We start from the raw sequence: 23,891 nt of genomic DNA on the forward strand, positions 1-23,891 counted from the left end.
ATGAAATCCCCTGTCGAAGTCCCCCCTGCCCAAGCGATCTGGCGCGACCGGCGGGCGCAGGCGCTGCTGTTGGCGGCCACGCTGACCATCATGGCAAACGCCACTATCAGCCCGGCCCTGCCCGGGCTGGCGCGCGAGTTCGCCGATCATCCACAAGTCGATTTGTTGACCCGCCTGCTGGTGCCTGCGCCCTCGCTTGCGGTGGTGTTCGTCGCGCCGCTGGTCGGGGTGCTGTCCGACCGCATCGGGCGGCGCGGCTTGCTTGTCTGGGGTATCGCCCTCTTTGTTCTGGCGGGCAGTGCCGGGTTGCTGCTGCCGAGCTTGGAGAGCATGCTGGTAAGCCGCTTGATTCTGGGTATCGCGGTGGCCGCGATCATGACCACACAGACCGCACTGATAGGGGACTACTTCAGCGGTGCGGCGCGGGTGGCACTGACCGGCTTGCTGACCTCGGCGCGCAACTTTGGCGGTTTCTTTTTCATCTCGTCCGCCGGGGTGCTGGCCGCACTGTCACCCCGGCTGCCCTTTGCCATCTACGCTTTGCCGCTGCTGGTCCTGCCCTTTGTCCTGCAATCCTTGCCGCGTCCTGCCCAGCAGCCGATTACGCAGGAGGGAGATGCGCCAGAGGCGGACGGGCACCCGCAATGGCGGCTGATCCTGACTGGCCTCTTGCTGCTCCAGATGGTCACAAACATGACCTTCTTCATCATGCCGACGCAGATCCCGTTCTATCTGGACGCTCTCGGCCATGACAGCGCGGTAATGACCGGCACGGTGCTGGGCCTGCTGACGCTGGCCGGGGGGCTGGCCGCGCTGGTCTATGGCCGACTTGCCGCCCGGTTGGGTGTGAGCGGGAGCTGGACGCTGGGATATGGTGCCATGGCGACGGGCATGGCCGCCATCGGGGCCCAGGCGGGGCTTCCCGCGATGTTGGCCGGGGCGGTGTGCATCGGGATCGGCTTTGCCTGGGTGCTGCCCGCATTTGTGACTGTGATGCTGGCGATTGCCCCGGCACGGCGCCGGGGGGCCGCCGGTGGTCTGCTGACCACCGCCATCTTTCTGGGCCAGGTCCTGTCACCCTTCCTGAGTCTGCCCATCATCGCCGCCATAGGCTTTGACGGGCTCTACCTGGGGGCCGGGGTGCTGCTGGCAACGATCAGCGCGCTGGCGCTGATCGGTTGTGTCTTGCAGCGCAGGCGCATTCGCGGCCACGCGGTCTGAGATGTCAGATCTGCTCCAGCAGTTCCTCGCCCACAGTCAGCTTGCAGGCGCCGGCCTCTTCCTCGAGGTTCAGCACCTTGACCACCCCATCCTCGGCCATCAGGGCAAAGCGCTGGCAGCGGTCGTAGAGGCCCACAACCGGCGCGCTGAATGCCAGCCCGATGGCCTTGGTGAACTCGGCAGTCGGGTCGGCCAGCATGGTGATACCGGCCTCGGCCGCGCCGCTTTGCTGGCCCCATGCCGTCATCACGAACGGGTCGTTCACGGAAACGCAGATCACCTCGTCCACGCCCTTGTCGGCCAGGGCCTGACGGGTACGGATGAAGCTGGGCAGATGTGTCATGGAACAGCCACGGGTAAAGGCGCCCGGCAGGCCGAACATCACCACCTTGCGGCCCTTGAGCTTGGCGCCAAGATCGACCGTCTCGGGGCCCTTGTCACTGAAGACCATGAATGTGGCGTCCGGCAGCGTATCTCCGACTGAAATCATCCTCGTGAACCTCTCTGTTGGATTTGCGGAACTCGTCCCTCCGGCATATAGCTGTCAGATATGACAAGGCCATGGGAAAAAGCGGGGCGGGCAGAGTGATGAGCCATATCGTTGTGATCGGTGCCGGACAGGCGGGGGCGTCTCTGGTCGCGCGGCTGCGCAAGGACGGGTTTGCGGGAGAGATCACCCTGATCGGCGCCGAAGCGGTTCCGCCCTATCAGCGCCCGCCGCTCAGCAAGGCCTATCTGCTGGGCGAGATGGAGAAAGAGCGGCTGTTCCTGCGGCCCGAGAGTTTCTATGCCGAGCAGAACATCACCTTGCGGTTGGACGCACGGGTGAGTGCCATCGACCCGGCGGCCAAGACCGTTTCGCTGGGTGACGAGGTCATCTCTTACGACCAGCTGGCGCTGACCACCGGGTCCGAACCGCGGCGCCTGCCCGCTGCCATCGGTGGCGATCTGGCGGGTGTGCATGTGGTGCGCGACCTCGCCGATATCGACGCAATGGCCCCTGCGGTGACCGAAGGCGCCCGCGCCCTGATCGTTGGGGGCGGGTATATCGGCCTTGAGGCTGCTGCCGTCTGTGCCAAGCGCGGGGTGAAGGTTACACTGGTCGAAATGGCCGACCGCATCCTGCAACGGGTCGCGGCGCCTGAGACCAGCGCCTATTTCCGCGCGCTTCATACCGGCCACGGGGTCGATATCCACGAGGGTGTGGGCCTGACCCGACTGACCGGCGCGCAAGGCCGCGTGAGCAGCGCGGTGCTGACGGACGGAAGCGAATTGCCGGTCGATTTCGTGGTGGTTGGCGTCGGCATCGCCCCAGCCACGGCTCTGGCCGAAGCGGCGGGTCTGGCGATCGAAAACGGCATCCGCACCGATGCGCAGGGCCGCACCTCGGACCCGTCGATCTGGGCGGCGGGCGATTGTGCCTCGTTCCCCTACAAGGGCGGGCGCATCCGGCTGGAAAGCGTGCCCAACGCCATCGACCAGGCCGAAACCGTGGCACAGAACATGCTGGGCACGGGCAAGGATTATGTGGCGCAGCCGTGGTTCTGGTCTGACCAATATGACGTCAAATTGCAGATCGCCGGGCTGAATACCGGCTATGACCGGGTGGTGACCCGTCCAGGCGAAGGGCAGACGGTGTCTTTCTGGTATTACACCGGTGACCAGCTGGTGGCGGTCGATGCGATGAACGACCCGCGCGCCTATATGGTGGGCAAGCGGCTGATCGACAGTGGCAAGACCGCCGATCCGGCCGTCGTGGCCGACCCGTCGGCGGACCTGAAGCCGCTGCTCAAGGCGTGAGGATCATCGCGGGCGCATTCCGGGGCCGGGCGCTGGCCTCGGTCGGCAAGGGCGATGCGGGCGCGCATCTGCGCCCCACCACCGACCGCGTCCGCGAAAGCCTGTTCAGCGTGCTGACCCATCTGAATGTGATCGAGGGCGCGCAGGTGCTCGACCTGTTTGCGGGTACCGGCGCGCTGGGGCTCGAGGCACTGTCGCGCGGGGCCGCGCATGTCACATTCGTCGATGACGGCCGGGTGGCGCAGGGGCTGATCACCAAGAACATCTCGCTGACCGGCAGCGGTGACAGCACCACGCTGATCCGCCGCGATGCCACCCGCCTTGGCCCCAATCCCGGCGCGCCCTGCGGCCTGATCTTTCTCGACCCGCCCTATGGCAAGGGAATCGGCGCGCGCGCCCTTGCGGCAGCGTTGGCTGGCGGCTGGGTGGCTGATGACGCCCTGATCGTGTGGGAGGAAAGCGCCCCCATGCCCGCGCCCCAAGGGTTCACCCTTCATGATACCCGCAAATATGGTGATACCCACATATCCCTGATGTGGCGGGATGTTTCAGGGTGAAACAGGATCGGCATGCCGTCGCTTGCTGCTGATTTGCCCCTACGCCCTGGCCGCGATAGACCTCGTTTGGATAACTCGGAGCACCTCATGCGACATGAACTGGTGATATTCGATTGTGACGGGGTTCTGGTAGACAGCGAGCCAACGTCCAACCGGATAATGGCGGAAAACCTGACGCGGCATGGGCTGCCGCTGACCGCGGAACAGTCGATGGAACTGTTCGTTGGCTGTTCCATGGCCGGGGTAAGGGAAAAGGCGATCAGCCTGGGTGCAGATCTGCCACATGATTGGCTAGAGCAGGTCTATTCCGAGGAATACGCCTGCCTTCGAAAGGGTGTGCCGCTGGTGTCCGGTATCCCGGAATTGCTGAAAAGGTTGGATGCCGCTGGCATCAGCTGTTGCGTGGCCTCCAACGGCAGCGAAGGCAAAATGCGCATCACACTGGGCCAAAACGGGCTGTGGGAGCGGTTCCATCCCAACGCCATGTTTTCAGCGCATGAACTTGGTGTTTCCAAGCCTGATCCGGGTCTGTTCCAGACCGCTGCCAGACAATTCCAGGTGCAGGCAAGGGATTGCGTGGTGATTGAGGACAGCACCAGCGGTGTGACCGCCGCTATTCGGGCCGGAATGCGCTGCCTTGGCTATGCCGCCCATGACGACGGCGCGCGGCTGCGCGAACTCGGGGCCGAGGTGTTTCACGAAATGGCCGAGGTTCCGGCGCTGCTGGGACTCTGACAGGCGCGCTCGCGCGCACCCTTCCAGCGTCTGCGCGCCTTGTCTTTCCTCTTGCCATAAATATCCCGGGGGTCCGGGGGCTGGCCCCCGGTTCCAACCTGGTCAGGCGTAGGTCGGATGGAACTTGCCGCCCGGCGACAGGGTAAAGATCTCGACCCCGTCTGCCGTCACGCCCACCGAATGCTCGAACTGTGCCGAAAGAGACTTGTCGCGGGTGACCGCGGTCCAGTCATCGGCCAGCGTCTTGGTCTCGGGACGGCCCAGGTTCACCATCGGTTCGATGGTAAAGAACATACCCTCTTCCAGCACCGCGCCGGTACCGGGACGGCCGTAATGCAGCACGTTGGGTGGGGCATGGAACACCTGGCCCAGCCCGTGACCGCAGAAATCGCGTACCACCGACATGCGATGCGCCTCGACATAGGTCTGGATCGCGTGGCCGATGTCGCCAAACGTGTTGCCCGGCTTGACCATCTCGATGCCTTTGAACAGCGCGTCATGGGTGACCTGGATCAGCCGTTCGGCCTTGCGCGGCAGCTTTCCCGCCACATACATCCGGCTTGTGTCGCCGAACCAGCCGTCGACGATCACGGTCACGTCGATGTTCAGGATGTCGCCATCGCCCAGACGCTTGTCGCCGGGAATCCCGTGGCAGACCACATGGTTGACCGAGATGCAGCTGGCGTGCTGATAGCCCTTGTAGCCGATGGTCGCCGATTTCGCGCCGGCCGCCTCAACCATCTCGGTGATGATCCGGTCAATCTCGCCCGTGGTCTGTCCCGGAAAGACATGTTCCGCGACATCGTCCAGGATGCGCGCCGCGACTGCCCCTGCGGCATGCATGCCGGCAAAGTCCGCGGGTTCGTAGATGCGGATGCCATCCTTGGTCAGGCGGCCACGATGTTCCTTCATCGGTGCGGGGCTCCATTTGTTGCGCGCGGAACCCTATTTAGGCTGCTTGCGCAGAAAGTGCCAGAGGTCGCAGGGTCGCAATATGTCAAAGCATCTCGGCGATTTCGACCCCTTCGGGCGAGATATGGGTCGACAAGATCAGCTTTTCCACACCCTGGCTCCGGGCAGTTTCAAAGGCGCGCGCGTAGGTCGGGTCGATATCTGCGGCCAAAGAGAAGCTGTCGCAATCGGAGCGCTGCACGAGATAGAGCATGATCGCCCGATGCCCCTGCCGCGCGACCGTGGCCAGTTCCGCCAGATGCTTTGCACCGCGCGCGGTCACGCTATCGGGAAACTCTGCCAGCCCAGGCTGGCGGCATAGCGTTACGCTTTTCACTTCGACATAGGCGTCCGGCAGGCCGGGCTGGCTGAGCAGAAAGTCGATACGGCTGTTCTGGCCGTATTTAACCTCGGGCCGGACCGTTTCATAGGCGGCAAGCGCCGGGATGGCGCGGCGCTCGAGCGCACCCTTCAGCGCCCGGTTCGGGACCGAGGTATCGACGCCGGTGAAATGGCCGTTCTCGTGATCTACTAAACGCCAGCCGAATTTCAGCTTCTTCTTCGGATCGTCATTGGGCTCCAACCAGATTTTGGTTCCGGGTTCCGCCAGCCCCATCATCGACCCGGGATTGGCGCAGTGGGCGGTTACCTCGCGCCCGTTCTCCAGCCGGCAATCGGCCAGAAAGCGTTTATAGCGGCGGATCAGACGGGCGGGGACAAGAGTTGTTTGAAAGCGCATGATACCGGGCCTATACCTGCGGCAAGGGTCGATCAAGAGAGAGGGCGCCATGCCAAACCCAACCGCCGCCATGCTGGTCATCGGGGACGAGATCCTGTCGGGCCGAACCCGCGACGCCAACACGCACCACCTGGCCGGGGAACTGACCAAGCACGGGATCGACCTGAAAGAGGTGCGGGTCGTCAGCGACGATGCGCCCGCCATCGAAGCGGCGGTCAAGGCTCTGTCAGACGGGTTCGACCATGTGTTCACCAGCGGTGGCATCGGTCCCACTCATGACGACATCACCGCCGACTGCATCGCTCGCGCCTTTGGCGACCATATCGACATCCGCGCCGATGCGCGCGCCCTGCTCGAGGCGCATTATGCCAAGACCGGGCTGGAGTTGAACGCGGCCCGCCTGCGCATGGCCCGTATCCCTGACAGTGCCACGTTGATCGACAATCCGGTCAGCACGGCGCCCGGTTTCACCATCCGAAATGTGCATGTCATGGCCGGTGTCCCCAGCGTGTTTCAGGCGATGGTCGCCAGTATCCTGCCGACACTGACCGGCGGTGAGCCGTTGTTGTCGCAGACCCTGCGCATCGACCGGGGCGAGGGCGACATTGCCGCCACCCTGACACAGCTTGCGGCGGACTTTCCCGATCTGACGATTGGGTGCTACCCGTTCCAGATCAACGGGGCGTTCGGTGCCAATGTCGTAGTGCGGGGCACGGATGGTGCCCGGATCGACGCGGCAGTGACCCGGCTTGCGCGGGAGACCGCGCAATGACGCCTGACTGGTTCGCGGTAGTCGATGCGACTTGGCCCGCCGCCGACAGCCGGACAGACGGCACCCTGACCCTGCGCGAGGGGAGTGGCGGCGGCAAGCGGGTCTCTGCCGCCTCTGCCTCGGGTGCGGTTTCCGAGGTTCAGATCGATGCCGCCGAGGCCGCGATGCGGCAAATGGGTCAACCACCGCTTTTCCAACTGCGCCCCGGTGACGAGGCACTGGATGCGTCACTGGCAGGACGCGGCTACTCCATCGTCGATCCGGTCAATATCTATGCCTGTCCCGTCACCCAGCTGACCGATACCCCGATCCCGCGTGTGACCGTCTTTGCCCTGTGGGAGCCGCTGGCCATCATGCGCGAGTTGTGGGCCGAGGGCGGCATCGGACCCGGGCGGCTGGCGGTGATGGACCGGGTCACCGGGCCCAAAACCGGCCTTCTGATGCGGCATCGGGACAAGCCGGGCGGTGTCGCGTTTGTCGCTATCCATGACGGCGTCGCCATGCTCCATGCGCTTGAGATTCCGCCGAACCAGCGCCGTCAGGGTCTGGGCCAATGGGCGATGCGCGGCGCGGCCTTTTGGGCGATGGACAACGGCGCGCATACTCTTAGCGTGGTCTGCACCAAGGCGAACGAGGGCGCCAATGCGCTCTACCGCTCTCTCGGCATGGAGATCGTCGGAGAGTATCACTATCGCCTGCTGGAGGAGAAAGAGACCGCATGACCGACCAGACCCGCCCCACCGCGCTGGACCTGCCGATGGTGGACCCGTTGCCGCCGGAAACGCAGAAATACTTCGATATCTGTGTCGAGAAACTGGGCATGGTGCCCAATGTCCTCAAGGCGAACGCGTTCGACATTGCCAAGCTCAATGCCTTTACCGCGATGTATAACGATCTGATGCTAGCACCCAGCGGCCTGAGCAAGCTGGAACGCGAGATGATCGCGGTTGTGGTTTCGTCGATCAACAAGTGTTTCTACTGCCTGGTCGCGCATGGCGCTGCCGTGCGGCAGTTGTCGGGCGACCCGAAACTGGGTGAGATGCTGGTGATGAACTATCGCGTGGCGCCGCTGGATGCGCGTCAGCGCGCGATGCTGGATTTCGCCGCCAAGATGACAACCGCCAGCGCCGAGATCGAGGAGGAGCATCGCCAGGCCCTGCGCGATGTGGGGTTCAGCGACCGTGACATCTGGGACATCGCCAATGTCGCCGGTTTTTATAACATGTCGAACCGGGTCGCCAGCGCCACGGCGATGGTGCCCAATGACGAGTATCATTCACAATTCCGATGATCGCCAGGCTTGCCCTCTGCGCCGCACTGGCGGCGACACCTGCACTGGCGCAGGAGTTGAGCCTGACCTTGCCGCAGGGTAGCCGGCAACTGACCGAGCGTATTCGCGCGCTTGACAGCTATGCCTTGCCGACCGGTGTGCACGGGGCCGAGGGGCTGCCTTCGGTCCTGCTCGAAGGACGGATCGAAAAACGCACCTGGCGGATCAGCATCGGGTCCAAGACCACCTTGCAGGTCTTCGCCCCGCTGCGTGACCAGATACTTGAGGCCGGATACGAGATCCTCCTCGATTGCCCGGCCGAGAACTGCGGCGGCTTCGATTTCCGCTTTGCGACCGAGGTGGTGCCGAGCCCCGACATGTATGTGGCGGTGCGTGACTATCGGTTTTTGTCGGCGATGCGTGGGGACGAGGCGCTGAGCCTTTTGGTCAGCCGCAATCCGCCCGATGCATATGTACAGCTGATCCAGGTGTTTCCAGCCGGGTCGGTGGTGCTTGACCCTATCGCAGTCGAGAAACCCGCTGCAGCCGCTGTGCCGCTCGACCTTGCCGGGCGCCTTCAGACCCGTGGACGGGTGATTCTCTCTGGACTCGACTTCGCCACCGGATCGGATGCTCTGGGCGAAGGGCCTTTTGACACGCTGGCTGAACTGGCGCAGTTGCTGCTGCGGGATGGCGGTATGCGCCTGGTTCTGGTCGGGCACACCGACAACATCGGCAGTCTGGAGACCAACATCGACCTGTCCCGCCAGCGGGCCGAGGCGGTGCGGGCCCGGCTGATCGAGCAGTACGACATCCGGCCGGAGCAGTTGCAGGCGCAAGGAGTTGGATACCTAGCGCCTGTCGCCTCGAACCTGACCCTGGAAGGGCGCGAGGCCAACCGGCGGGTCGAGGCGGTGCAAGTTTCGCCGTAGGGTCCGGACTTCGGTAACGGGGGAGTCCCAGTCAAGCCATTTTGCTCAGAACAATTGATCCGCCATAGCGGTTCCTTTGATATTCTTGGTGCCCGCCCTGGCTTTTGTCGCGGCTTTCGGCTGAGACCCTTGGGGTACATGCTTCGGTTCGTGGTCAGCGCGGCGGCTGCCAACATGACGCTGGTTCGATAAATTTCCGATGTGCCCTTCTCATAGGCGTGCTTGACGGAGGCAGCGACAATCCAGACCCCGGCATCATCGGAACCACGTCCCTGCGGGTCCTCGAAAGCCTGCAATCAAGCAGGCAACTGGTGGGATATCATTCTGTCAGACAAGGTTCGATGCCGCATCTGATTGGAAGGTTGAGCCATCAACCCAAATCCGATGAAGAATGACCGCGATGCGGTGTGCGAGGGCGACCATCGCAATTTTGCTTCCACGCCGCTGTGCGAGTTGGGCTCCCCATGCTCTCAGCCATGTCGATCGGCCACGGTTCATCATGACGGTTGCCGCCTGGCACAATGCGCGCCTCAGATTGACGTCACCAGCTTTGGTGATGCCGCCTGACACGTCCCGTTCACCGGACTGGTTGCGTGAGGGCGTCAGACCAACCCAGGGGCCGACCCGCTTCGAAGAGCGAAAGCGCTTTGGATTATCGATAGCTGCACGGAGGTCAGCGCCACGACCGCGCCGGTTCCCGGCATTGTCATGAGGCGACAGCAAACTGGATCGTCCCCGGCAAACTGGCGCACGTGTTTTTCGAGACCGGTCAGTTCCTGCCGCAGGGGCGCTCGGGCCCGCAGCATCGGCTCTGTCGCGGTTTCCAGCATCGGATTACCATCAGCCAATTCCCGAATGCGTGTCTCAAACCTACCGCGGGAGATCGCACCGACCTTGAGGCCAAAGTTCCGCAGTAGTCCACGAAACGACATTTCCAGAGCGATCATGTTCTGCTGGATAGCCTTTCGAGCGCCGAGAACCGCTCGGGTTTCCTGAGCAGAGACGGATTTGCAGTGGACCGGCCGGAACCAGCCGAGATGAAGAAGGCGTGCAATCCCTTCTGCATCGCGTCGATCCGTCTTGATCGGCATCGCCTTCAGCGCTCCTTTCAACTGGCGCGTTTCCATGAGCACCACATCAAGGCCAGCTTCGGTCAGGCCTCGGTGCAGCCATTGCGACAGTGGCCCGGCTTCTGGGCCAATTGCTGCGATGCTGCCGTTAAGTTCGACCAACCAGCGCGCCAGAGCTTCGGGTTCACTTTCAGTCTCCGCCTCCTTGACGATCTGGCCATGCTCGCTGACCACACACACTGCAGTTTTCGCCAACGACAAATCCAATCCAAAAAATAGCTCCATCCCGTCATCCTCCATCTGGGTTCAATACGGGAATGGCGACAGCGCGGTGCTGATCTGACAAGTGGCAACGGTCGTGCGTGACGCAGGCCCCGTTACAGCATCTCATAGCCAGAAAAGGACGGTGGCAGCGAGAGCGATGGCTGACAGGAAGACCTTCGGGCACCTGTCGTAGCGGGTTGCGACACGTCGCCAGTCCTTCAACCTGCCGAACATGATCTCGATCCGGTTTCGGCGTTTGTACCGACGCTTGTCGTACTTTACCGGTTTCTTTCGCTGCTTCGGGCCAGGGATGCAGGCGCGTAGCCCCTTGTCGCTCCACCGTTTCCAACGGTTGTACAGGGTCTTGTGCGGACCGTCCTCCTTGGGTGCATCCCTCCATCGCAACCCATTGCGGTTGATGAAGATAATTCCGCTCAACACACGTCGATCATCAACGCGAGGTTTGCCGTGGGACTTCGGGAAGAAGGGCACAAGGCGCGCCATCTGCGCGTCCGTAAGCCAGAAAAGGTCAGACATGGTCACCGCTCGTTTTCGAACCGTGAATCACGCCCTTAAGCGGAAATAAATGTGTCCTGACCCTAGGCTGCTCCTTCTATCTGCCTCGATGAGGATCGTAGTTTGTCGGCCTGCCGAAAGAAACACTGACAATACCGTGCCGTTCGACTTTCTGGAGAGTACAGTTGGCAAGCTGGCGCGATCTGAACCGCAGAGCAGAGTGTCCCTCGACAGCCTACCCGGGTTGATCGTAACGCACAGCCCAGGACATGCGCGGGTTCAGGTCACGGTTGCGGTAAGAAGCGGCACACGTTTTTGGTGGTCTAAGGCGTGCTCAAATATTGCTTCTCGGGAAAGGAATCCACCGTTGTCAGAATACATCCACACAAGCGGTGGACCTTCACACCTTCGCCAAGTACCGTCTGCGGACGTAGAATCCAGACCCGACGAAAGCTAACAATGTCCGACGCGCCCTCGACCCCCTATCAGGTGCTGGCCCGCAAATATCGGCCCGAGACCTTTGCCGATCTGGTGGGTCAGGATGCGATGGTGCGGACGCTGAAAAACGCGTTTGCCGCCGACCGGATCGCGCAGGCCTTCATCATGACCGGCATCCGGGGCACCGGCAAGACGACCACCGCGCGAATCATCGCCAAGGGGATGAACTGTATCGGGCCGGATGGCGCCGGCGGCCCCACCACCGAGCCTTGCGGACAATGCGAGCATTGCGTGGCCATCATGGAAGGCCGCCATGTCGACGTGATGGAGATGGACGCCGCCAGCCGGACCGGCGTGAACGATATCCGCGAGATCATCGACAGCGTCCGCTATCGCGCCGCCAGCGCGCGCTACAAGATCTATATCATCGACGAAGTTCACATGCTGTCGACGAGCGCGTTCAACGCGCTCTTGAAAACGCTCGAAGAACCGCCCGCGCATGTGAAGTTCATCTTTGCCACCACCGAGATCCGCAAGGTGCCGGTAACGGTGCTGAGCCGCTGCCAGCGGTTCGACCTGCGCCGGATCGAACCCGAGGACATGATCGCGCTGATGCGCCGGATTGCCGATGCCGAAGGCGCCCAGATCGCCGAGGATGCGCTGGCGCTGATCGTCCGGGCCGCGGAAGGGTCGGCGCGCGATGCTACCTCTCTTCTGGATCAGGCGATCAGCGATGGCGCGGGCGAGACCAGCGCCGAGCAGGTGCGCGCGATGCTGGGGCTGGCCGACCGTGGCCGTGTGCTGGACCTGATGGACATGATCCTGCGCGGCGATGCGGGCGCGGCCCTGACCGAACTTGGCGCGCAATATGCCGAAGGTGCGGACCCGATGGCGGTGCTGCGCGACCTGGCCGAGATCACCCATTGGGTATCGGTGGTCAAGATCACGCCCGATGCCGCCGAGGATCCGACCGTATCGCCAGACGAGCGCGCGCGTGGTCGGCAGATGGCGGATGCGCTGCCGATGCGGGTGCTGACCCGGATGTGGCAGATGCTGCTGAAGGCACTGGAAGAGGTGGCCGCGGCCCCCAACGCGATGATGGCCGCCGAAATGGCGGTGATCCGGCTGACCCATGTGGCCGACCTGCCCAGCCCCGAGGAACTGATCAAGCGGTTGCAGGATGCGCCGCCGCCGCCGAACCCCGGCGGCGGGGCGCGCGGCGGTCAGGCTGCCCCGGTCTCTAACGGGGTAAGCGCCAGCTATGCGCCCGCCCCGCGCGGCGGCGGCGGTGGGCCGGTGGCAGCGCTGGCACAGGATGCGCAAACCGCGCTGGCGCGGTTTCCCACGTTTGAACATATGGTCGAGCTGATCCGCGCCAATCGCGACGGCAAGCTTTTGGCGGATATCGAGATGGATCTGCGGCTGGTCAGTTATCAGCCGGGCCGGATCGAGTTTCAGCCGACCGAGCGCGCGCCCGCCGATCTGGCGCAGCGGTTGGGCAGTGCGCTGCAACGCTGGACCGGCAATCGCTGGGCGGTGAGCGTGGTGGCGCAGGGCGGCGGCAAGACCATCGACGAGGTCCGCAACGCCGAGAAATACGCGCTGGAGGAAAAGGCGCGCGAACACCCGCTGGTGCAGGCGGTGCTGGCGCAGTTTCCCAAGGCGCGGATCACCCATATCGAGACCCCCGAACAGCGCGCCGCCAAGGTGGTGACCGAGGCGCTGCCCGAGGTCGAGGATGAATGGGATCCGTTCGAAGACGGCTGAGCACCGCCTCTCGAACGCGGAGCGCCGAGAATTTTCGACGAAAATTCTCGTGGTCGTCCGCAGCGATCGTCGGCGCGCTTCAGACGAGCGTCTTTTGCATGGTGATCGAGGTGGGTCGGTCGTAACCGGGATGTGCGGTCTCTCCGGTCTGGACAAAGCCAAGCTTGGTGAAAGTGGCGTGGTTCTCCACCAGTTCCACCCGCGTTTCCAGTTCGACAACCGGCAGGCCCAGCGCGCGGGCGCGGGTCTCGGCCTGCGCCACCAGTCGGCGGGCCAGCCCTTGCCCTCGTAATCCAGCGTCCACCGCAAGCTTGCCGAGATAGAGCCGCCCGGGTTTGACCGTCAGGAAAACCACCGCCAGCGGGGGTGTTCCCAGTGCCCAGATTTCGTGCCGCGCCGCATGATCCGCGACTGTTTCTTCAGTCAGACGATGCATCGACGAGGGCGGGTCGATCCGGCCATCCATGAAGGCGAAGCTCTTGCGGATCAGGCTCAGAATCGCCCCGATTTGTGGGCTATCCGGTGCGACCCGGTAGGGGGAGAGGTTCACAGCGAAGCCTCCGGGCGGAAATCCTCGGGGATGCTGTCGTGCCCCTCCAGCACCAGATCGGCCATCACCTGGGCCACTTTGGGCGCCATGCCGAAGCCGATCTTGAACCCGCCATTGGCGATGAACTGGCCGGGATAGAGCGGATGCGCCCCCAGCATCGGCGCGCGCGAGCGCGAGCGGGGGCGCACGCCCGCCCAGCGCTCGATCACCTCGGCCCCGTGCAACAGCGGCACCGCCTGCATTGCGCGGTCCAGAACCGCGTCCAGTGCCGCATCGGTGCCGGTCGGGTCGTCATAGTCGCGTTCCGAGGTGGAGCCGACTGCCAGCGTGCCATCCGCGTGGGGCACGATATGCATCGTATCGGCAAAAAGCTGCGGCGCCTGTCGCCCGGCATCGAAGCGCAACAGCGCCGCCTGGCCCTTGACCCCGGTCCCCACGATGCGACCCTGCGTGCGGTTCAACTCTTCCAGCCCGGCGATGCCGGTGGCATGGACCACCTGCCCCCGGTCGGGCGCCTCGACCAGCACCTCGACCCCGCGCACCGCCAGCGCCGCGACCAGCGCGTCACAGGCGCGGCGCGGATGCATGCGGGCGCTGAGCGTATCCTGCACCACCAGCCCGGTGGGTGAGGGCGGGCACCAGCTGCCCACCTCCGCAACCGGGCGGACCCGCCATTCGGCCTGCCCCTGCCACAGGGTGCGGGCAGTTTCGGCCCGTTCGCGCGCCAGCGCCACGGCGCGATCATCCGCCAGCGGCTGGAGGCGCCCAGTACGGCCATAGCCGGGCGACACGCCGCCTGCCGCCTCGACCCCCGCCCAGAATCCTTCGGCCATCATCAGGCTGTCGAACTGGAACGCCTTCTTGGCGTTCCAGTTTTCGGGCACATGCGGAGCCAGCGCACCAACCAGCCCGCCGGACGACCCGGCCCCCGGCCCGAACGGATCGACCACCTGCACTCGCGCCCCGCGCAGGACGCAGGCCCATGCGATGGAAAGGCCGAATATCCCCGCGCCGCGTATCGTCACATCGGCCATTGCCATCGCCCGTCCCTTTCGCCAGTGTCGCGCCGATTTCGTAGGGGATATTCGCATGGTTGACCAGCAAGCGGAACTCAGCTGGACCGAGGACCGGATACCGGTCTCGGACCGGTTCGACGATCCCTATTTCTCGCTTGAAAACGGTCTGGCCGAGACGCGGCATGTGTTTCTAGCGGGCAACAGCCTGCCAGAGCGGTTCCGACCGGGCTTTCATATCGCCGAGCTGGGCTTTGGCACCGGGCTCAACATGCTGACCGCCTGGGCCGCCTGGGAAGGCGCAGGCATGACCGGCCCGCTGCGTTTCACCAGTTTCGAGGCCTATCCGATGGCGCCGGGCGACATGGCCCGGGCGCTGGCGGCCTTCCCCGAGCTTGGCCCCTGGGCCGAGCGATTCCTGAAGGCATGGACCGGGGCTCGCTGCGATCTGGGTACACTGCAACTGGATGTGGTGCAGGGCGACGCACGTCAGACCCTGCCGGAATGGACGGGCCGGGCCGATGCCTGGTTCCTCGACGGCTTCTCTCCCGCCAAGAACCCCGAGCTCTGGCAGGAAGATTTGCTGACCCATGTCGCAAACCGGACAGCGCCGGGCGGCACGGTTGCCACATACACGGCAGCAGGCTTTGTGCGGCGCGGGCTGGAGGCGGCGGGCTTCGCCGTGACGCGCGTGCAGGGATACGGCCGCAAACGGCACATGACACAAGGGGTTCTGCCATGACGCAAGGTACGGCACGGGTGCAGCAGAACAATATTCCCGCCGGGATCGCGCTGATGCTGGCCGCCACGGTGGTGTTCGCACTTCAGGACGGTATCTCGCGCCATCTCGCGTCAAGCTACAACACCTACATGGTGGTGATGATCCGATACTGGTTCTTTGCCGCTTTCGTGATTGCGCTGGCGGCCCGGTCGCGCGGCGGATTGCGGGCTGCCACCCGAACTGCACAACCGGGCCTGCAAATCTTTCGCGGGTTGCTGCTGGCGGGCGAGATCTGCGTGGCGGTATTCGGCTTTACCGTTCTGGGCCTGATCGAGAGCATGGCGGTGTTCATCTGCTATCCCCTTCTGGTGGCGGCCCTGTCCGGCCCGGTGCTGGGGGAAAAGGTCGGCTGGCGGCGCTGGGCCGCGATCGGGGTCGGGTTGGTCGGCGTGCTGATCATCCTTCAGCCGGGCATGGGCGTGTTCAACCCCTGGGCGGTGGTGCCGCTGATTTCGGCCCTGATGTTCGCGCTTTATGGTCTGCTGACCCGCTATGCCGCCCGTCAGGACAGCACCGCCACAAGCTTTTTCTGGACGGGCGTGTCGGGGGCGGTTGCGATGACTGCCGTGGGCCTGTGGTTCTGGGAGCCGATGAATGCCGCCGACTGGCGCTGGATGGCGCTGCTCTGTGTCAGCGGCGCCACCGGGCACTGGCTGCTGATCAAGTGCTACGAGATGGCCGAGGCCAGCGCGGTGCAACCCTTTGCCTATTTCCACCTGATGTGGACCGCGATCCTGGGCATCACCGTGTTTGGCGAGACCCTGCGCAGCGCCGTCATCATCGGCGCCGCGCTGATCGTGGCCGCCGGTCTATTCACCCTGTGGCGCGAACGCGCGCAAAGTCGATCCCGCTAGTTCGGCGGAAAACGGCAACGGCAGCGGTTCCTTGCCAAGGCGCGCACGATAGACCGGCAGGCTCTCGGTCACCCGCATGATGTAATTGCGGGTCTCCTCGAACGGGATATGTTCGATCCAGTCGACGATATCCGGAGTGCCGCTGCGCGGATCGCCGAACCGCTCCATCCAGCTTATCGGGCGATTGGGGCCGGCGTTATAGCCCGCCGCCATCATCACCACATTGCCGTCGAACTCTCCGGCCAGTTCGGCCAGGTAATTGGCGCCCAGCTTGGCGTTATACTCCCAATCGGACGTCAGACTGTCGGTCGAGTGCCCGCCCAGAATACCCAGCGTGTCGGCCACCAGCCGCGCCGTCGCGGGCATCACCTGCATCAGGCCGCGCGCGCCCGCACCCGAAATCACCACCGGGTCGAACTCGCTTTCACGGCGCGCGATTGCCAGCGTCATTTCGGGCGCCATCGGCAGGTTCAGCCGCCCGACCGGATGCAGCGGGTAATAGGCGCCGGTCAGCACCACCCCTTCTTGCGCTTTTCGCTTGGCGATCATCACCGACAGATGCGGTTCCTGCATCTCCAGCGCCATCTCGGCCAGCTGCGTCGCCTGTACCGGGTCGAGACTCTCGGCAAGATGGGTCAGGAACCGCTCGGCCAGATCCCGCTCTCCGGCACGCAGCAACAGCAGCCCGGCCTCAAGCACGCTGGAGGACATGAATGCCGCCTCGCGCCAGGGGGGCGTTGCGGGCGGGTTGGCCAGGGCCGGGTCGAACGGGCGCCCGATCCGCTCGGCAGCCAGCAGACCATAGAACGAGGTCTGATGCTCGGCCCCCATGGCATAGGCGGCATGGGCCTTGTCCACATCGCCCAGCGCCGCATAGGCGCGGCCCAGCCAATAGCCCGCCCGCCCTTTCGAAATCGGCGAGTTGACCGCCGCATCGAAACGCTGGAAATGGGCGACGGCCGCAGCTGGGTCGCCCAGCTTGGCCAAGGCAAGATACCCCGCTAGCCATTCCAGATCGGCATAGGCATAGCCTACGCCCGGTGTCATGAAATGGCGCGCGGCCATCTGATAGGCACGTTCGTTGCGGTCCTGCCGCATCATCAGCCGCGTCAGCCGCGCGCGCGCCTTGCCCCACATGCCCGGCTCGCCCAGCGCCTCGGCACTGACCGAGCGTTCCAACATCAGGTCTATGGCGCTGTCATCCAGCTCCTTTCGGTCACGCCAGACAAATCGGTCATGCGCCAGCCCCGGCGACTGCGCCAATGCCTCGGGCACAGCGGCGATCAGGGCATCAATTCCAGGCACCCGATCCTGCAATCCGATCCGCGCCTGTGCCAGCTTGCGCTGGCCCTCGTCCACCAGCAACAGCATCTGCTTGGCGCTGATGGTGTAGCCCTCCCACAGCATCCGGTCGAGCCGCGCGACATGATGCGGCGCCAGCAGTTTGCCGTAATTCTCGATATAATCGCGTTGCAGCCCGGCGCCCATCGGCAGGGTGCGCCAGGCCTTGACGAGTTCGGCCTCGGCATCGCCACGCTGTCCCGTGGCCAGCAGCGCCACAGCATAGTTCAAAACCCCCTCGGCGGTCTGCGGCGGTGCGCCCGAGTAGAACTCCAGCACCCGTTCCGGCGGGGAAAGGGTGAATTGCGGCTCGGATTGTCGGCGCAGATAGTCAAGACCCGGCCAATCGCCCCGGCGGTTCAGAAACACCAGCGCATCGCCATCGGTCCCATAGCTCCTGCGCAGCCAGTGCCAGACGATGATGTCGCGCGACACCGATCCGCGCGCGCCCGCGACCCTCAGCGCCTCGGTCCAGTTCTCGGCCCGCATTTCCCGCAGAGCAACCCGGAGATTCGCGGCAGCATCGGCCCATACAGGGCCGATTGCCGCAAAACACCAGAAAATCGCGGCCAGACTGGCGATCAGAACGCGGGACATCCCTTGCATTTCCTGCCGAACCAAGGCTAGAGCCTTTCACGTTATACCTTGCGCGGCCCGGATCAATTCACTTTCCGGACCAAGCGGGGGAACCGGCGGGCATCTGCCCGCTTACCACTCTATTTAGGGAGCGTTTTCCATGTTCAAAGGCTCGATGCCTGCCCTCGTCACCCCGTTCCGCAACGGCGAGCTGGACCTGGAGGCGCTCAAACGTCTTGTCGAATGGCAGATCGGCGAAGGCTCGACCGGTCTGGTGCCCGTCGGCACCACCGGCGAAAGCCCCACGCTGAGCCACGAGGAACACGAAACCGTGGTGGCCGAGGTGGTCAAGGCAGCCGCCGGCCGGGTGCCGGTGATCGCGGGCGCGGGGTCGAACAACACCACCGAAGCGATCCGCTTTGTGCAATTCGCCCAGCAAGTCGGCGCCGATGCGGCATTGGTGGTGACGCCCTATTACAACAAGCCCACACAACGTGGACTGATCGCGCATTTCACCGCGTTGCATGACTGCGCCGAGCTCCCGATCGTGATCTACAACATCCCGGGCCGCTCGGTTGTCGACATGACGCCCGCCACCATGGGCGCGCTGGCGAAACTGCCGCGTATCGTGGGCGTCAAGGATGCCACCGGCGATCTGGCCCGGGTCAGCCAGCAGCGCGCCAGCTGCGGCGCCGATTTCATCCAGCTATCGGGCGAGGATGCCACCGCGCTGGGTTTCAACGCCCATGGCGGAGTCGGCTGCATCTCGGTCACCGCCAACGTGGCGCCGCGCCTGTGCGCCGAATTCCAGCAGGCGACGCTTGCCGGTGACTATGCCAAGGCGCTCGCCTATCAGGACCGGCTGATGCCCCTGCACGAGGCGATCTTTATCGAGCCGGGTCTGGTCGGCGCCAAGTATGCCCTGTCGAAACTGGGCCTGTGCAGCGAAGAGGTCCGCTCGCCGCTGACCGGTCTGGAAGACAGCACCAAGGCGTCGATCGACGCGGCAATGAAGCACGCCGGGCTGTTGTAACGACCCTTTCAAAAACCCGGCGTCCGATACCTGGGCGCCGGGCTCTTGCTTCTTTCTGGTCAAAAATACTCAAATCGCGTCGTTGCCGCGCAGGCTAACGTTTGCCGTAGTAGAGCCCGACCACATGTTCCGCCTGCGCAAAGAACAGCCAGCGCGACGTGGCGATGCCGATCAGATGTGCGATCACGGCAATCAGGGCGAGCAGATGCTTAAAGACAACGTCATGCATCGGCACCAGTAACAGCGCCAGCGGCAGGACAAAGCCAAAGCCCAAGGCCAGCATTCGCAGCTTTGCCGCGTGTTTGCGGCCGACGACATGCACGAATTCCCGCAGCAGATAGTTGGAACCGGTATGCGGTGGCTCAAAGGCGCGCACGGTGCCGCGCGATCCCAACCCGGTCGCGGTGCCGATATCGGTGCCCGAGTTCGCCAGCGCAGCGTCGCCCTGTTTCCAGTAGGCCAGTTGCACCGCACCCGCGATCAGCAGCAGCACGATCGCGGCTGCGCTCTGGCCGGCCAACAGCGCGCCGCCGGCGAGGCTGAAGGACAGGAACATCGCCGGTGTCAGGTTCATGTTCCAGCGCGGAATGGTCTTGAGCTGCGCATAGATCATCGACGTGGTGAATACCGTGCCCAACGAAAGCGCAGCGCCCAGCCAGCCAAGCACACTCCAGCGCTGGTTCAGAAAGATCACGCCAATGGCATAGAGCCCCATGACAAGCAGCGCCGCGACGGCGGCGCAGCCCTCGCGGCTAAGCCAGCTTGTGCGCCACTGGCGGAAGGCCTTCCAGGCGCGCTCGGGCCGGCCAAGGTGAAAGGTCGCGGCCAGAAGCCCGCCGACGGCCAGCCCAAAGGCGATGGCAAAGAAGACAAAGGCCACCCACCCCGAAACGTCCGGCAGGCCAAGACCGAGAAATGCCAGCAGGCCAAAGCCGAGGCCCGACAAGGTGGTAAAGATGATGACGGAAGGAGCAGGATACATCAGAGTTTCTCCAGGGCCTTGTCAAGCCAGGCGATGAACCCTTTGGGTTCTTCGGCCACCGGGGCAAGCAGCGGTGCCAGGATATCGATCTGATCTTCGATCCGATCCTTGGGCCGCGGCGGCAGGTACTTGTTGACGGGCTTGGTGCCCATTTCCGGCATCAGGTCCATGCCGCCGCGTTCGGCCACCAGTTGTGACACGGCGCTGTTCGGGTCGCCCAGATCGCCGAAGTGACGCGCACCGGCCGGGCAGGTGCGCACGCAGGAAGGCACCCGGTCCACCTCGGGCAGGTTCTCGTTATAGATGCGGTCGACGCAGAGGGTACATTTCTTCATCACGCCTTCGGCCAGATCCAGTTCGCGCGCGCCATAAGGGCAGGACCAGGCGCAGAGGCCGCAGCCGATGCAGTCGCTTTCGTTGACCAGAACAATCCCGTCCTCCGAGCGCTTATAGCTGGCGCCGGTCGGGCAGACGGTGACACAGGGCGCGTCCTCGCAATGCAGGCAGGATTTCGGGAAATGGATCAGCTGGGCGTGCCCCTGGTCGGGTTGCACCTCGTAGGAATGCACCCGGTTCAGAAAGGTGCCCGACGGATCGGCGCCATAGGGGTTCTGATCGCTGAGCGGCGCGCCGTAATTCTCGGTGTTCCAGCCTTTGCAGGAGATCACGCAGGCATGGCAACCGACACAGGTATCTAGGTCGATCACCAGCCCCAGCTTGCGGTCGGTCGTCTTTGGTAGGCTGGTCATGTCCCGCTCCAATGGCCACAGGCGCGCGCAAGAAAATTCGCCGAATTTTCTTGGCAATTTCCTGTGCAGAAAATTGTTCCGCTCATTTTCCCACCTTCCATGTCAGCTCTTTCGGACCGGTTCCCACGGGCGATTTCAACGCGGGGAACTCGGGCTGGCTTTCAGCTCTCTCCTCGGGGCCCGCCACCTTTTCGATCTTCACCTTGAGGTCGAACCACGCCGCCTGACCGGTCACCGGGTCGGAGTTAGCCCAGCGCAGCCCGTCGCCCTTGGGTGGCAGCAATTCGTGGATCAGGTGGTTGAGCAGAAAGCCCTTGGTGGCCTCGGGCGCGTCCGGTTCCAGCGCCCAGGCCCCCTTGCGCTTGCCGATCGCGTTCCAGGTCCAGACGGTGTTTTCATTGAGCGCCGCCATCTCCATCACCGGCACCACGATCTCTCCATGGGGCGAGGTCAGGCGCGCCCAGTCGCCATCCTTCATCCCCTGCTCGCGCATGATTTTCGTCGGCACGTAGAGCGGATTGCGCCCGTGCAGCTGCCGCAGCCAGGCATTCTGCGTGCCCCAGCTGTGATACATCGCCATGGGTCGCTGGGTCAGCGCGTTGACGGTGAAGCCTTCGTTACCTTGCTGGTCGGTCTCGTACCAGATCGGCAGCGGGTCCAGCCGCTGACTGATCCGGTCGCGCAAGTGATCGGGCGGTTGCCGTTCGCCATGGCCTTCGGCGGCGAGCTGGAACCGGCGCATGGGTTCCGAATAGAGCTGGAACAGGTAGGGCTGCGGGCTGTCATAAAGCCCCATGCCCACGGCCCAGTCCTGATAGGCCGCGTTCCAGGGTTTGTAATACTGCGCCGCCTCCGGCACGTGTTCGACAAAGAAGCCGCCGTTTTCGATATACCGGTTCAGCTGATCCGGGTTGACCTCGCCGCGCCCGGCCTTGTCACCTGCCGCGCCCCGGAAACCGGCCAGCGGGCCGATGCCGGGTTTGCGCTGGTGGTTGACGATGTAATCGGCGTAATCGGCATATTTCGCCGCGCCGTTCTCATCCGTGAATCCGGGCAGTTTCAGCTTGTTGGCAAGTTGCACCAGCACCGTCTGAAAGCCGCGTACATCGCGGTCGGGTTCGATCACCGGCCAGCGGATCGCGTCGGCGGCGGCATCCGCCTCGCAGATCGGACGGTCGAGCAGCGAGATACAGTCGTGCCGCTCCAGATAGGTGGTGTCGGGCAGGATCAGGTCGGCATAGGCCACCATTTCCGAAGAATAGGCATCGGAATAGATGATCCGCGGAATGACATATTCGCCGCTTTCGTCCTTGTCGGTCAGCATGTCGATCACGCCGCGCGTGTTCATGGTCGAGTTCCATGACATGTTCGCCATGTACATGAACAGCGTGTCGATCTTGTACGGATCGCCGGCATGGGCGTTCGAGATCACCATATGCATCAGTCCGTGCGAGGACATCGGGTTTTCCCAGGTGAACGCCTTGTCGATGCGCGCGGGGCTGCCATCGGGTTTCAGCGCCAGATCCTCGGGGCCGCGCACGAATCCCAGGTGCGGGCCGTCAAGCGGAGCGCCCGGCGTCACCTTGCAATGGGGTTTGGGATGGGCCTCGACCGGTTTGGGATAGGGCGGTTTGAAGCGGAAGCCGCCGGGCACTTCGACTGTGCCCAAAAGGATCTGCAACAGGTGCAGGGCGCGGCAGGTCTGGAAGCCGTTGGCATGGGCCGAGACCCCGCGCATCGAGTGGAACGAGACCGGGCGGCCCTTCATCACCTTGTGGGTCTCGCCCCGGAAATCCGTCCATTCCTGTTCGATTTCGAACGCCTCGTCAAAGGCGACGCGGGCAATCTCGGCGGCCAGCGCGCGGATGCGCGACGCCGGGATACCGCAGCGGTCGGCCACGGCCTCGGGCGCGTACTCCGCGCTCAGGTAACGCTCGGCCATGGACTGCATCACCGTGCGACAGGTGCGTCCGTTCACCTCGGTGCTGCCCGACAGATCGGGGCGCACGCCGGGACGGTCGAAGGGGGCCAGTTCGCCGCTGACCCGGTCGATCACCAGCACCTTGCCCTCCGCATCACGCAGCAACAGGCCGTGATCGTCGGCGCCGGGATTGTCGATCACCAGACAGGGCGCGTTGGTGTAGCGGGCGAGATAGTCGAGGTCGATCTTTCCCGCCTTCATCAGCACGTGGATCAGTGACAGGATCAACAGCCCGTCGGTGCCGGGCGTGATCCCGTACCAGTCGTCGGCCACCGCGTTATAGCCCGAGCGGATCGGGTTGACGCCGACCACCCGCGCGCCGCGCGCCTTGATCTTGCCGATGCCCATCTTGATCGGGTTGCTATCATGATCCTCGGCCACGCCGAAGAGAATGAACAGCTTGGTATGATCCCAGTCGGGCTGGCCGAATTCCCAGAACGCGCCGCCCATCGTATAGATGCCCGCCGCCGCCATGTTGACAGAGCAGAAGCCGCCATGCGCGGCATAGTTCGGGGTGCCGAAATTCTGTGCCCAGAAGCTGGTGAAACTTTGCGACTGGTCGCGCCCGGTGAAGAAGGCCAGTTTCGACGGATCGTTCTCGCGGATCGGTTTCAGCCAGCCGGTGGCGATCTCCAGCGCCTCGTCCCAGCTGATCTCCTGGAACTCGCCCGAGCCGCGCGGCCCCACCCGTTTCAGCGGTGCGCGCAGGCGCGAGGGGGCGTTGACCTGCATGATCCCGGCAGAGCCCTTGGCACAGAGCACGCCCTTGTTCACCGGGTGGTCGCGGTTGCCCTCGATATAGGCGACCTTGCCGCTCTTCATGTGCACGTTGATCCCGCATCGGCAGGCGCACATGTAGCACGTCGTCTTGCGGACCTCGTCCGAGACATGCGGCGAGGTGTCGATCTGCGGCTGCTGAAAGGTCATTCCCTGTTCCCTTTTTTTCGCCAACGGTACTGCGCAAGAATGGATTTGCGAACCGTTTTCTGAAATTCGTCC

The 23,891-nt window shown here is 64.1% G+C and carries 22 protein-coding genes and 1 pseudogene; 12 read left to right on the plus strand and 11 right to left on the minus strand.

All coding sequences use genetic code 11. The features are described from left to right. Positions 1–1,221, plus strand: a complete 1,221-nt coding sequence (locus tag MB818_RS12515; protein ID WP_238905269.1) for an MFS transporter — start codon at positions 1–3, stop codon at positions 1,219–1,221. Between the two features lie 4 nt (positions 1,222–1,225). Here MB818_RS12515 and MB818_RS12520 read toward each other — a convergent pair whose 3' ends face one another. Continuing rightward, positions 1,226–1,711: a peroxiredoxin gene (locus MB818_RS12520; RefSeq protein WP_234142351.1), complete on the minus strand. Its 486-nt coding sequence runs from the start codon at positions 1,709–1,711 to the stop codon at positions 1,226–1,228. 98 nt (positions 1,712–1,809) lie between these two features. On the opposite strand from MB818_RS12520, the gene MB818_RS12525 reads away from it, so the two are divergent. From MB818_RS12525 to MB818_RS12535, 3 genes are all read left to right on the plus strand, one after another. Continuing rightward, the gene (locus MB818_RS12525; RefSeq protein ID WP_238905271.1) at positions 1,810–3,021 is read left to right on the plus strand and encodes an NAD(P)/FAD-dependent oxidoreductase; all 1,212 of its coding nucleotides are present in this window, start codon (positions 1,810–1,812) and stop codon (positions 3,019–3,021) included. After that, positions 3,018–3,578 carry a 16S rRNA (guanine(966)-N(2))-methyltransferase RsmD gene (rsmD, locus tag MB818_RS12530; protein WP_234162874.1) on the plus strand — a complete coding sequence of 187 codons (561 nt, stop codon included), beginning with the start codon at positions 3,018–3,020 and terminating at the stop codon, positions 3,576–3,578. The genes MB818_RS12525 and rsmD overlap by 4 nt, the downstream gene beginning before the upstream one ends. An 87-nt stretch (positions 3,579–3,665) precedes the next feature. Further along, positions 3,666–4,313 (plus strand): HAD family hydrolase, encoded by a 648-nt coding sequence (locus MB818_RS12535; RefSeq protein WP_234176196.1) that lies wholly within the window; start codon positions 3,666–3,668, stop codon positions 4,311–4,313. 102 nt (positions 4,314–4,415) lie between these two features. Here the strand turns inward: MB818_RS12535 and map are convergent, their stop codons facing one another. Both map and sfsA read right to left on the minus strand, forming a co-directional pair. Beyond that, entirely contained in the window at positions 4,416–5,225 is an 810-nt protein-coding gene (gene map, locus MB818_RS12540; protein ID WP_234137082.1) for a type I methionyl aminopeptidase, read from the minus strand. An 85-nt stretch (positions 5,226–5,310) separates the two neighbouring features. After that, positions 5,311–6,003: a DNA/RNA nuclease SfsA gene (sfsA, locus tag MB818_RS12545; protein ID WP_238905273.1), complete on the minus strand. Its 693-nt coding sequence runs from the start codon at positions 6,001–6,003 to the stop codon at positions 5,311–5,313. Positions 6,004–6,052: 49 nt separating this feature from the next. Between sfsA and MB818_RS12550 the strand changes: the two genes are divergently transcribed. From MB818_RS12550 to MB818_RS12565, 4 genes are read left to right on the plus strand one after another with little or no spacing between them, the layout of a single operon-like run. Next, the gene (locus tag MB818_RS12550; RefSeq protein WP_234137084.1) at positions 6,053–6,775 is read left to right on the plus strand and encodes a competence/damage-inducible protein A; all 723 of its coding nucleotides are present in this window, start codon (positions 6,053–6,055) and stop codon (positions 6,773–6,775) included. Then, positions 6,772–7,497, plus strand: coding sequence for a GNAT family N-acetyltransferase (locus MB818_RS12555; RefSeq protein ID WP_234137085.1), 726 nt, complete (start codon positions 6,772–6,774; stop codon positions 7,495–7,497). The genes MB818_RS12550 and MB818_RS12555 overlap by 4 nt, the downstream gene beginning before the upstream one ends. Then, positions 7,494–8,066: a peroxidase-related enzyme gene (locus MB818_RS12560; protein ID WP_234142361.1), complete on the plus strand. Its 573-nt coding sequence runs from the start codon at positions 7,494–7,496 to the stop codon at positions 8,064–8,066. Before MB818_RS12555 ends, MB818_RS12560 begins: the two co-directional genes overlap by 4 nt. Continuing rightward, positions 8,063–8,977: an OmpA family protein gene (locus tag MB818_RS12565; RefSeq protein ID WP_238905275.1), complete on the plus strand. Its 915-nt coding sequence runs from the start codon at positions 8,063–8,065 to the stop codon at positions 8,975–8,977. The genes MB818_RS12560 and MB818_RS12565 overlap by 4 nt, the downstream gene beginning before the upstream one ends. Before the next feature lie 327 nt (positions 8,978–9,304). Here the strand turns inward: MB818_RS12565 and MB818_RS12570 are convergent. Together MB818_RS12570 and MB818_RS12575 are read right to left on the minus strand one after the other, a co-directional pair. After that, positions 9,305–10,332, minus strand: a pseudogene (locus tag MB818_RS12570) (IS110 family RNA-guided transposase). Positions 10,333–10,434: 102 nt separating this feature from the next. Next, positions 10,435–10,848, minus strand: a complete 414-nt coding sequence (locus MB818_RS12575) for a transposase (protein ID WP_234165514.1) — start codon at positions 10,846–10,848, stop codon at positions 10,435–10,437. A gap of 438 nt (positions 10,849–11,286) precedes the next feature. On the opposite strand from MB818_RS12575, the gene MB818_RS12580 reads away from it, so the two are divergent. Continuing rightward, a complete protein-coding gene (locus MB818_RS12580) occupies positions 11,287–13,032 on the plus strand; it encodes a DNA polymerase III subunit gamma/tau (protein WP_238905278.1) in 1,746 nt (581 codons plus the stop codon). Between the two features lie 79 nt (positions 13,033–13,111). On the opposite strand, the gene MB818_RS12585 is transcribed toward MB818_RS12580, so the two are convergent. Both MB818_RS12585 and MB818_RS12590 read right to left on the minus strand, forming a co-directional pair. Beyond that, positions 13,112–13,582 carry a GNAT family N-acetyltransferase gene (locus MB818_RS12585; protein ID WP_238905280.1) on the minus strand — a complete coding sequence of 157 codons (471 nt, stop codon included), beginning with the start codon at positions 13,580–13,582 and terminating at the stop codon, positions 13,112–13,114. After that, positions 13,579–14,622, minus strand: coding sequence for an NAD(P)/FAD-dependent oxidoreductase (locus tag MB818_RS12590; protein WP_238905282.1), 1,044 nt, complete (start codon positions 14,620–14,622; stop codon positions 13,579–13,581). Before MB818_RS12590 ends, MB818_RS12585 begins: the two co-directional genes overlap by 4 nt. Before the next feature lie 49 nt (positions 14,623–14,671). Here MB818_RS12590 and mnmC2 point away from each other — a divergent pair, with 49 nt between their 5' ends. Further along, a complete protein-coding gene (mnmC2, locus tag MB818_RS12595; RefSeq protein WP_238905283.1) occupies positions 14,672–15,337 on the plus strand; it encodes a tRNA (5-methylaminomethyl-2-thiouridine)(34)-methyltransferase MnmC2 in 666 nt (221 codons plus the stop codon). Beyond that, the gene (locus MB818_RS12600; RefSeq protein WP_238905284.1) at positions 15,334–16,230 is read left to right on the plus strand and encodes a DMT family transporter; all 897 of its coding nucleotides are present in this window, start codon (positions 15,334–15,336) and stop codon (positions 16,228–16,230) included. The genes mnmC2 and MB818_RS12600 overlap by 4 nt, the downstream gene beginning before the upstream one ends. Here MB818_RS12600 and MB818_RS12605 read toward each other — a convergent pair. Then, a complete protein-coding gene (locus MB818_RS12605) occupies positions 16,186–18,168 on the minus strand; it encodes a lytic transglycosylase domain-containing protein (RefSeq protein WP_238905285.1) in 1,983 nt (660 codons plus the stop codon). The two genes, MB818_RS12600 and MB818_RS12605, sit on opposite strands and share 45 nt — an antisense overlap. 139 nt (positions 18,169–18,307) lie before the next feature. On the opposite strand from MB818_RS12605, the gene dapA reads away from it, so the two are divergent. Beyond that, positions 18,308–19,180 (plus strand): 4-hydroxy-tetrahydrodipicolinate synthase, encoded by an 873-nt coding sequence (gene dapA, locus MB818_RS12610; RefSeq protein ID WP_238905286.1) that lies wholly within the window; start codon positions 18,308–18,310, stop codon positions 19,178–19,180. Between the two features lie 94 nt (positions 19,181–19,274). Here the strand turns inward: dapA and MB818_RS12615 are convergent, their stop codons facing one another. The 3 genes from MB818_RS12615 to MB818_RS12625 all read right to left on the minus strand — a co-directional run bounded on the left by MB818_RS12615 (position 19,275) and on the right by MB818_RS12625 (position 23,819). Beyond that, a complete protein-coding gene (locus MB818_RS12615; protein ID WP_238905287.1) occupies positions 19,275–20,162 on the minus strand; it encodes a dimethyl sulfoxide reductase anchor subunit family protein in 888 nt (295 codons plus the stop codon). Beyond that, positions 20,162–20,911, minus strand: coding sequence for a 4Fe-4S dicluster domain-containing protein (locus tag MB818_RS12620; RefSeq protein WP_234216151.1), 750 nt, complete (start codon positions 20,909–20,911; stop codon positions 20,162–20,164). The genes MB818_RS12615 and MB818_RS12620 overlap by 1 nt, the downstream gene beginning before the upstream one ends. 82 nt (positions 20,912–20,993) lie before the next feature. After that, positions 20,994–23,819, minus strand: a complete 2,826-nt coding sequence (locus MB818_RS12625) for a molybdopterin oxidoreductase family protein (protein WP_234216150.1) — start codon at positions 23,817–23,819, stop codon at positions 20,994–20,996. Positions 23,820–23,891 lie beyond the last annotated feature (72 nt).

Origin of the sequence: Ruegeria alba, assembly GCF_022321465.1 — a bacterium.
Classification (GTDB): domain Bacteria; phylum Pseudomonadota; class Alphaproteobacteria; order Rhodobacterales; family Rhodobacteraceae; genus Ruegeria_B; species Ruegeria_B alba.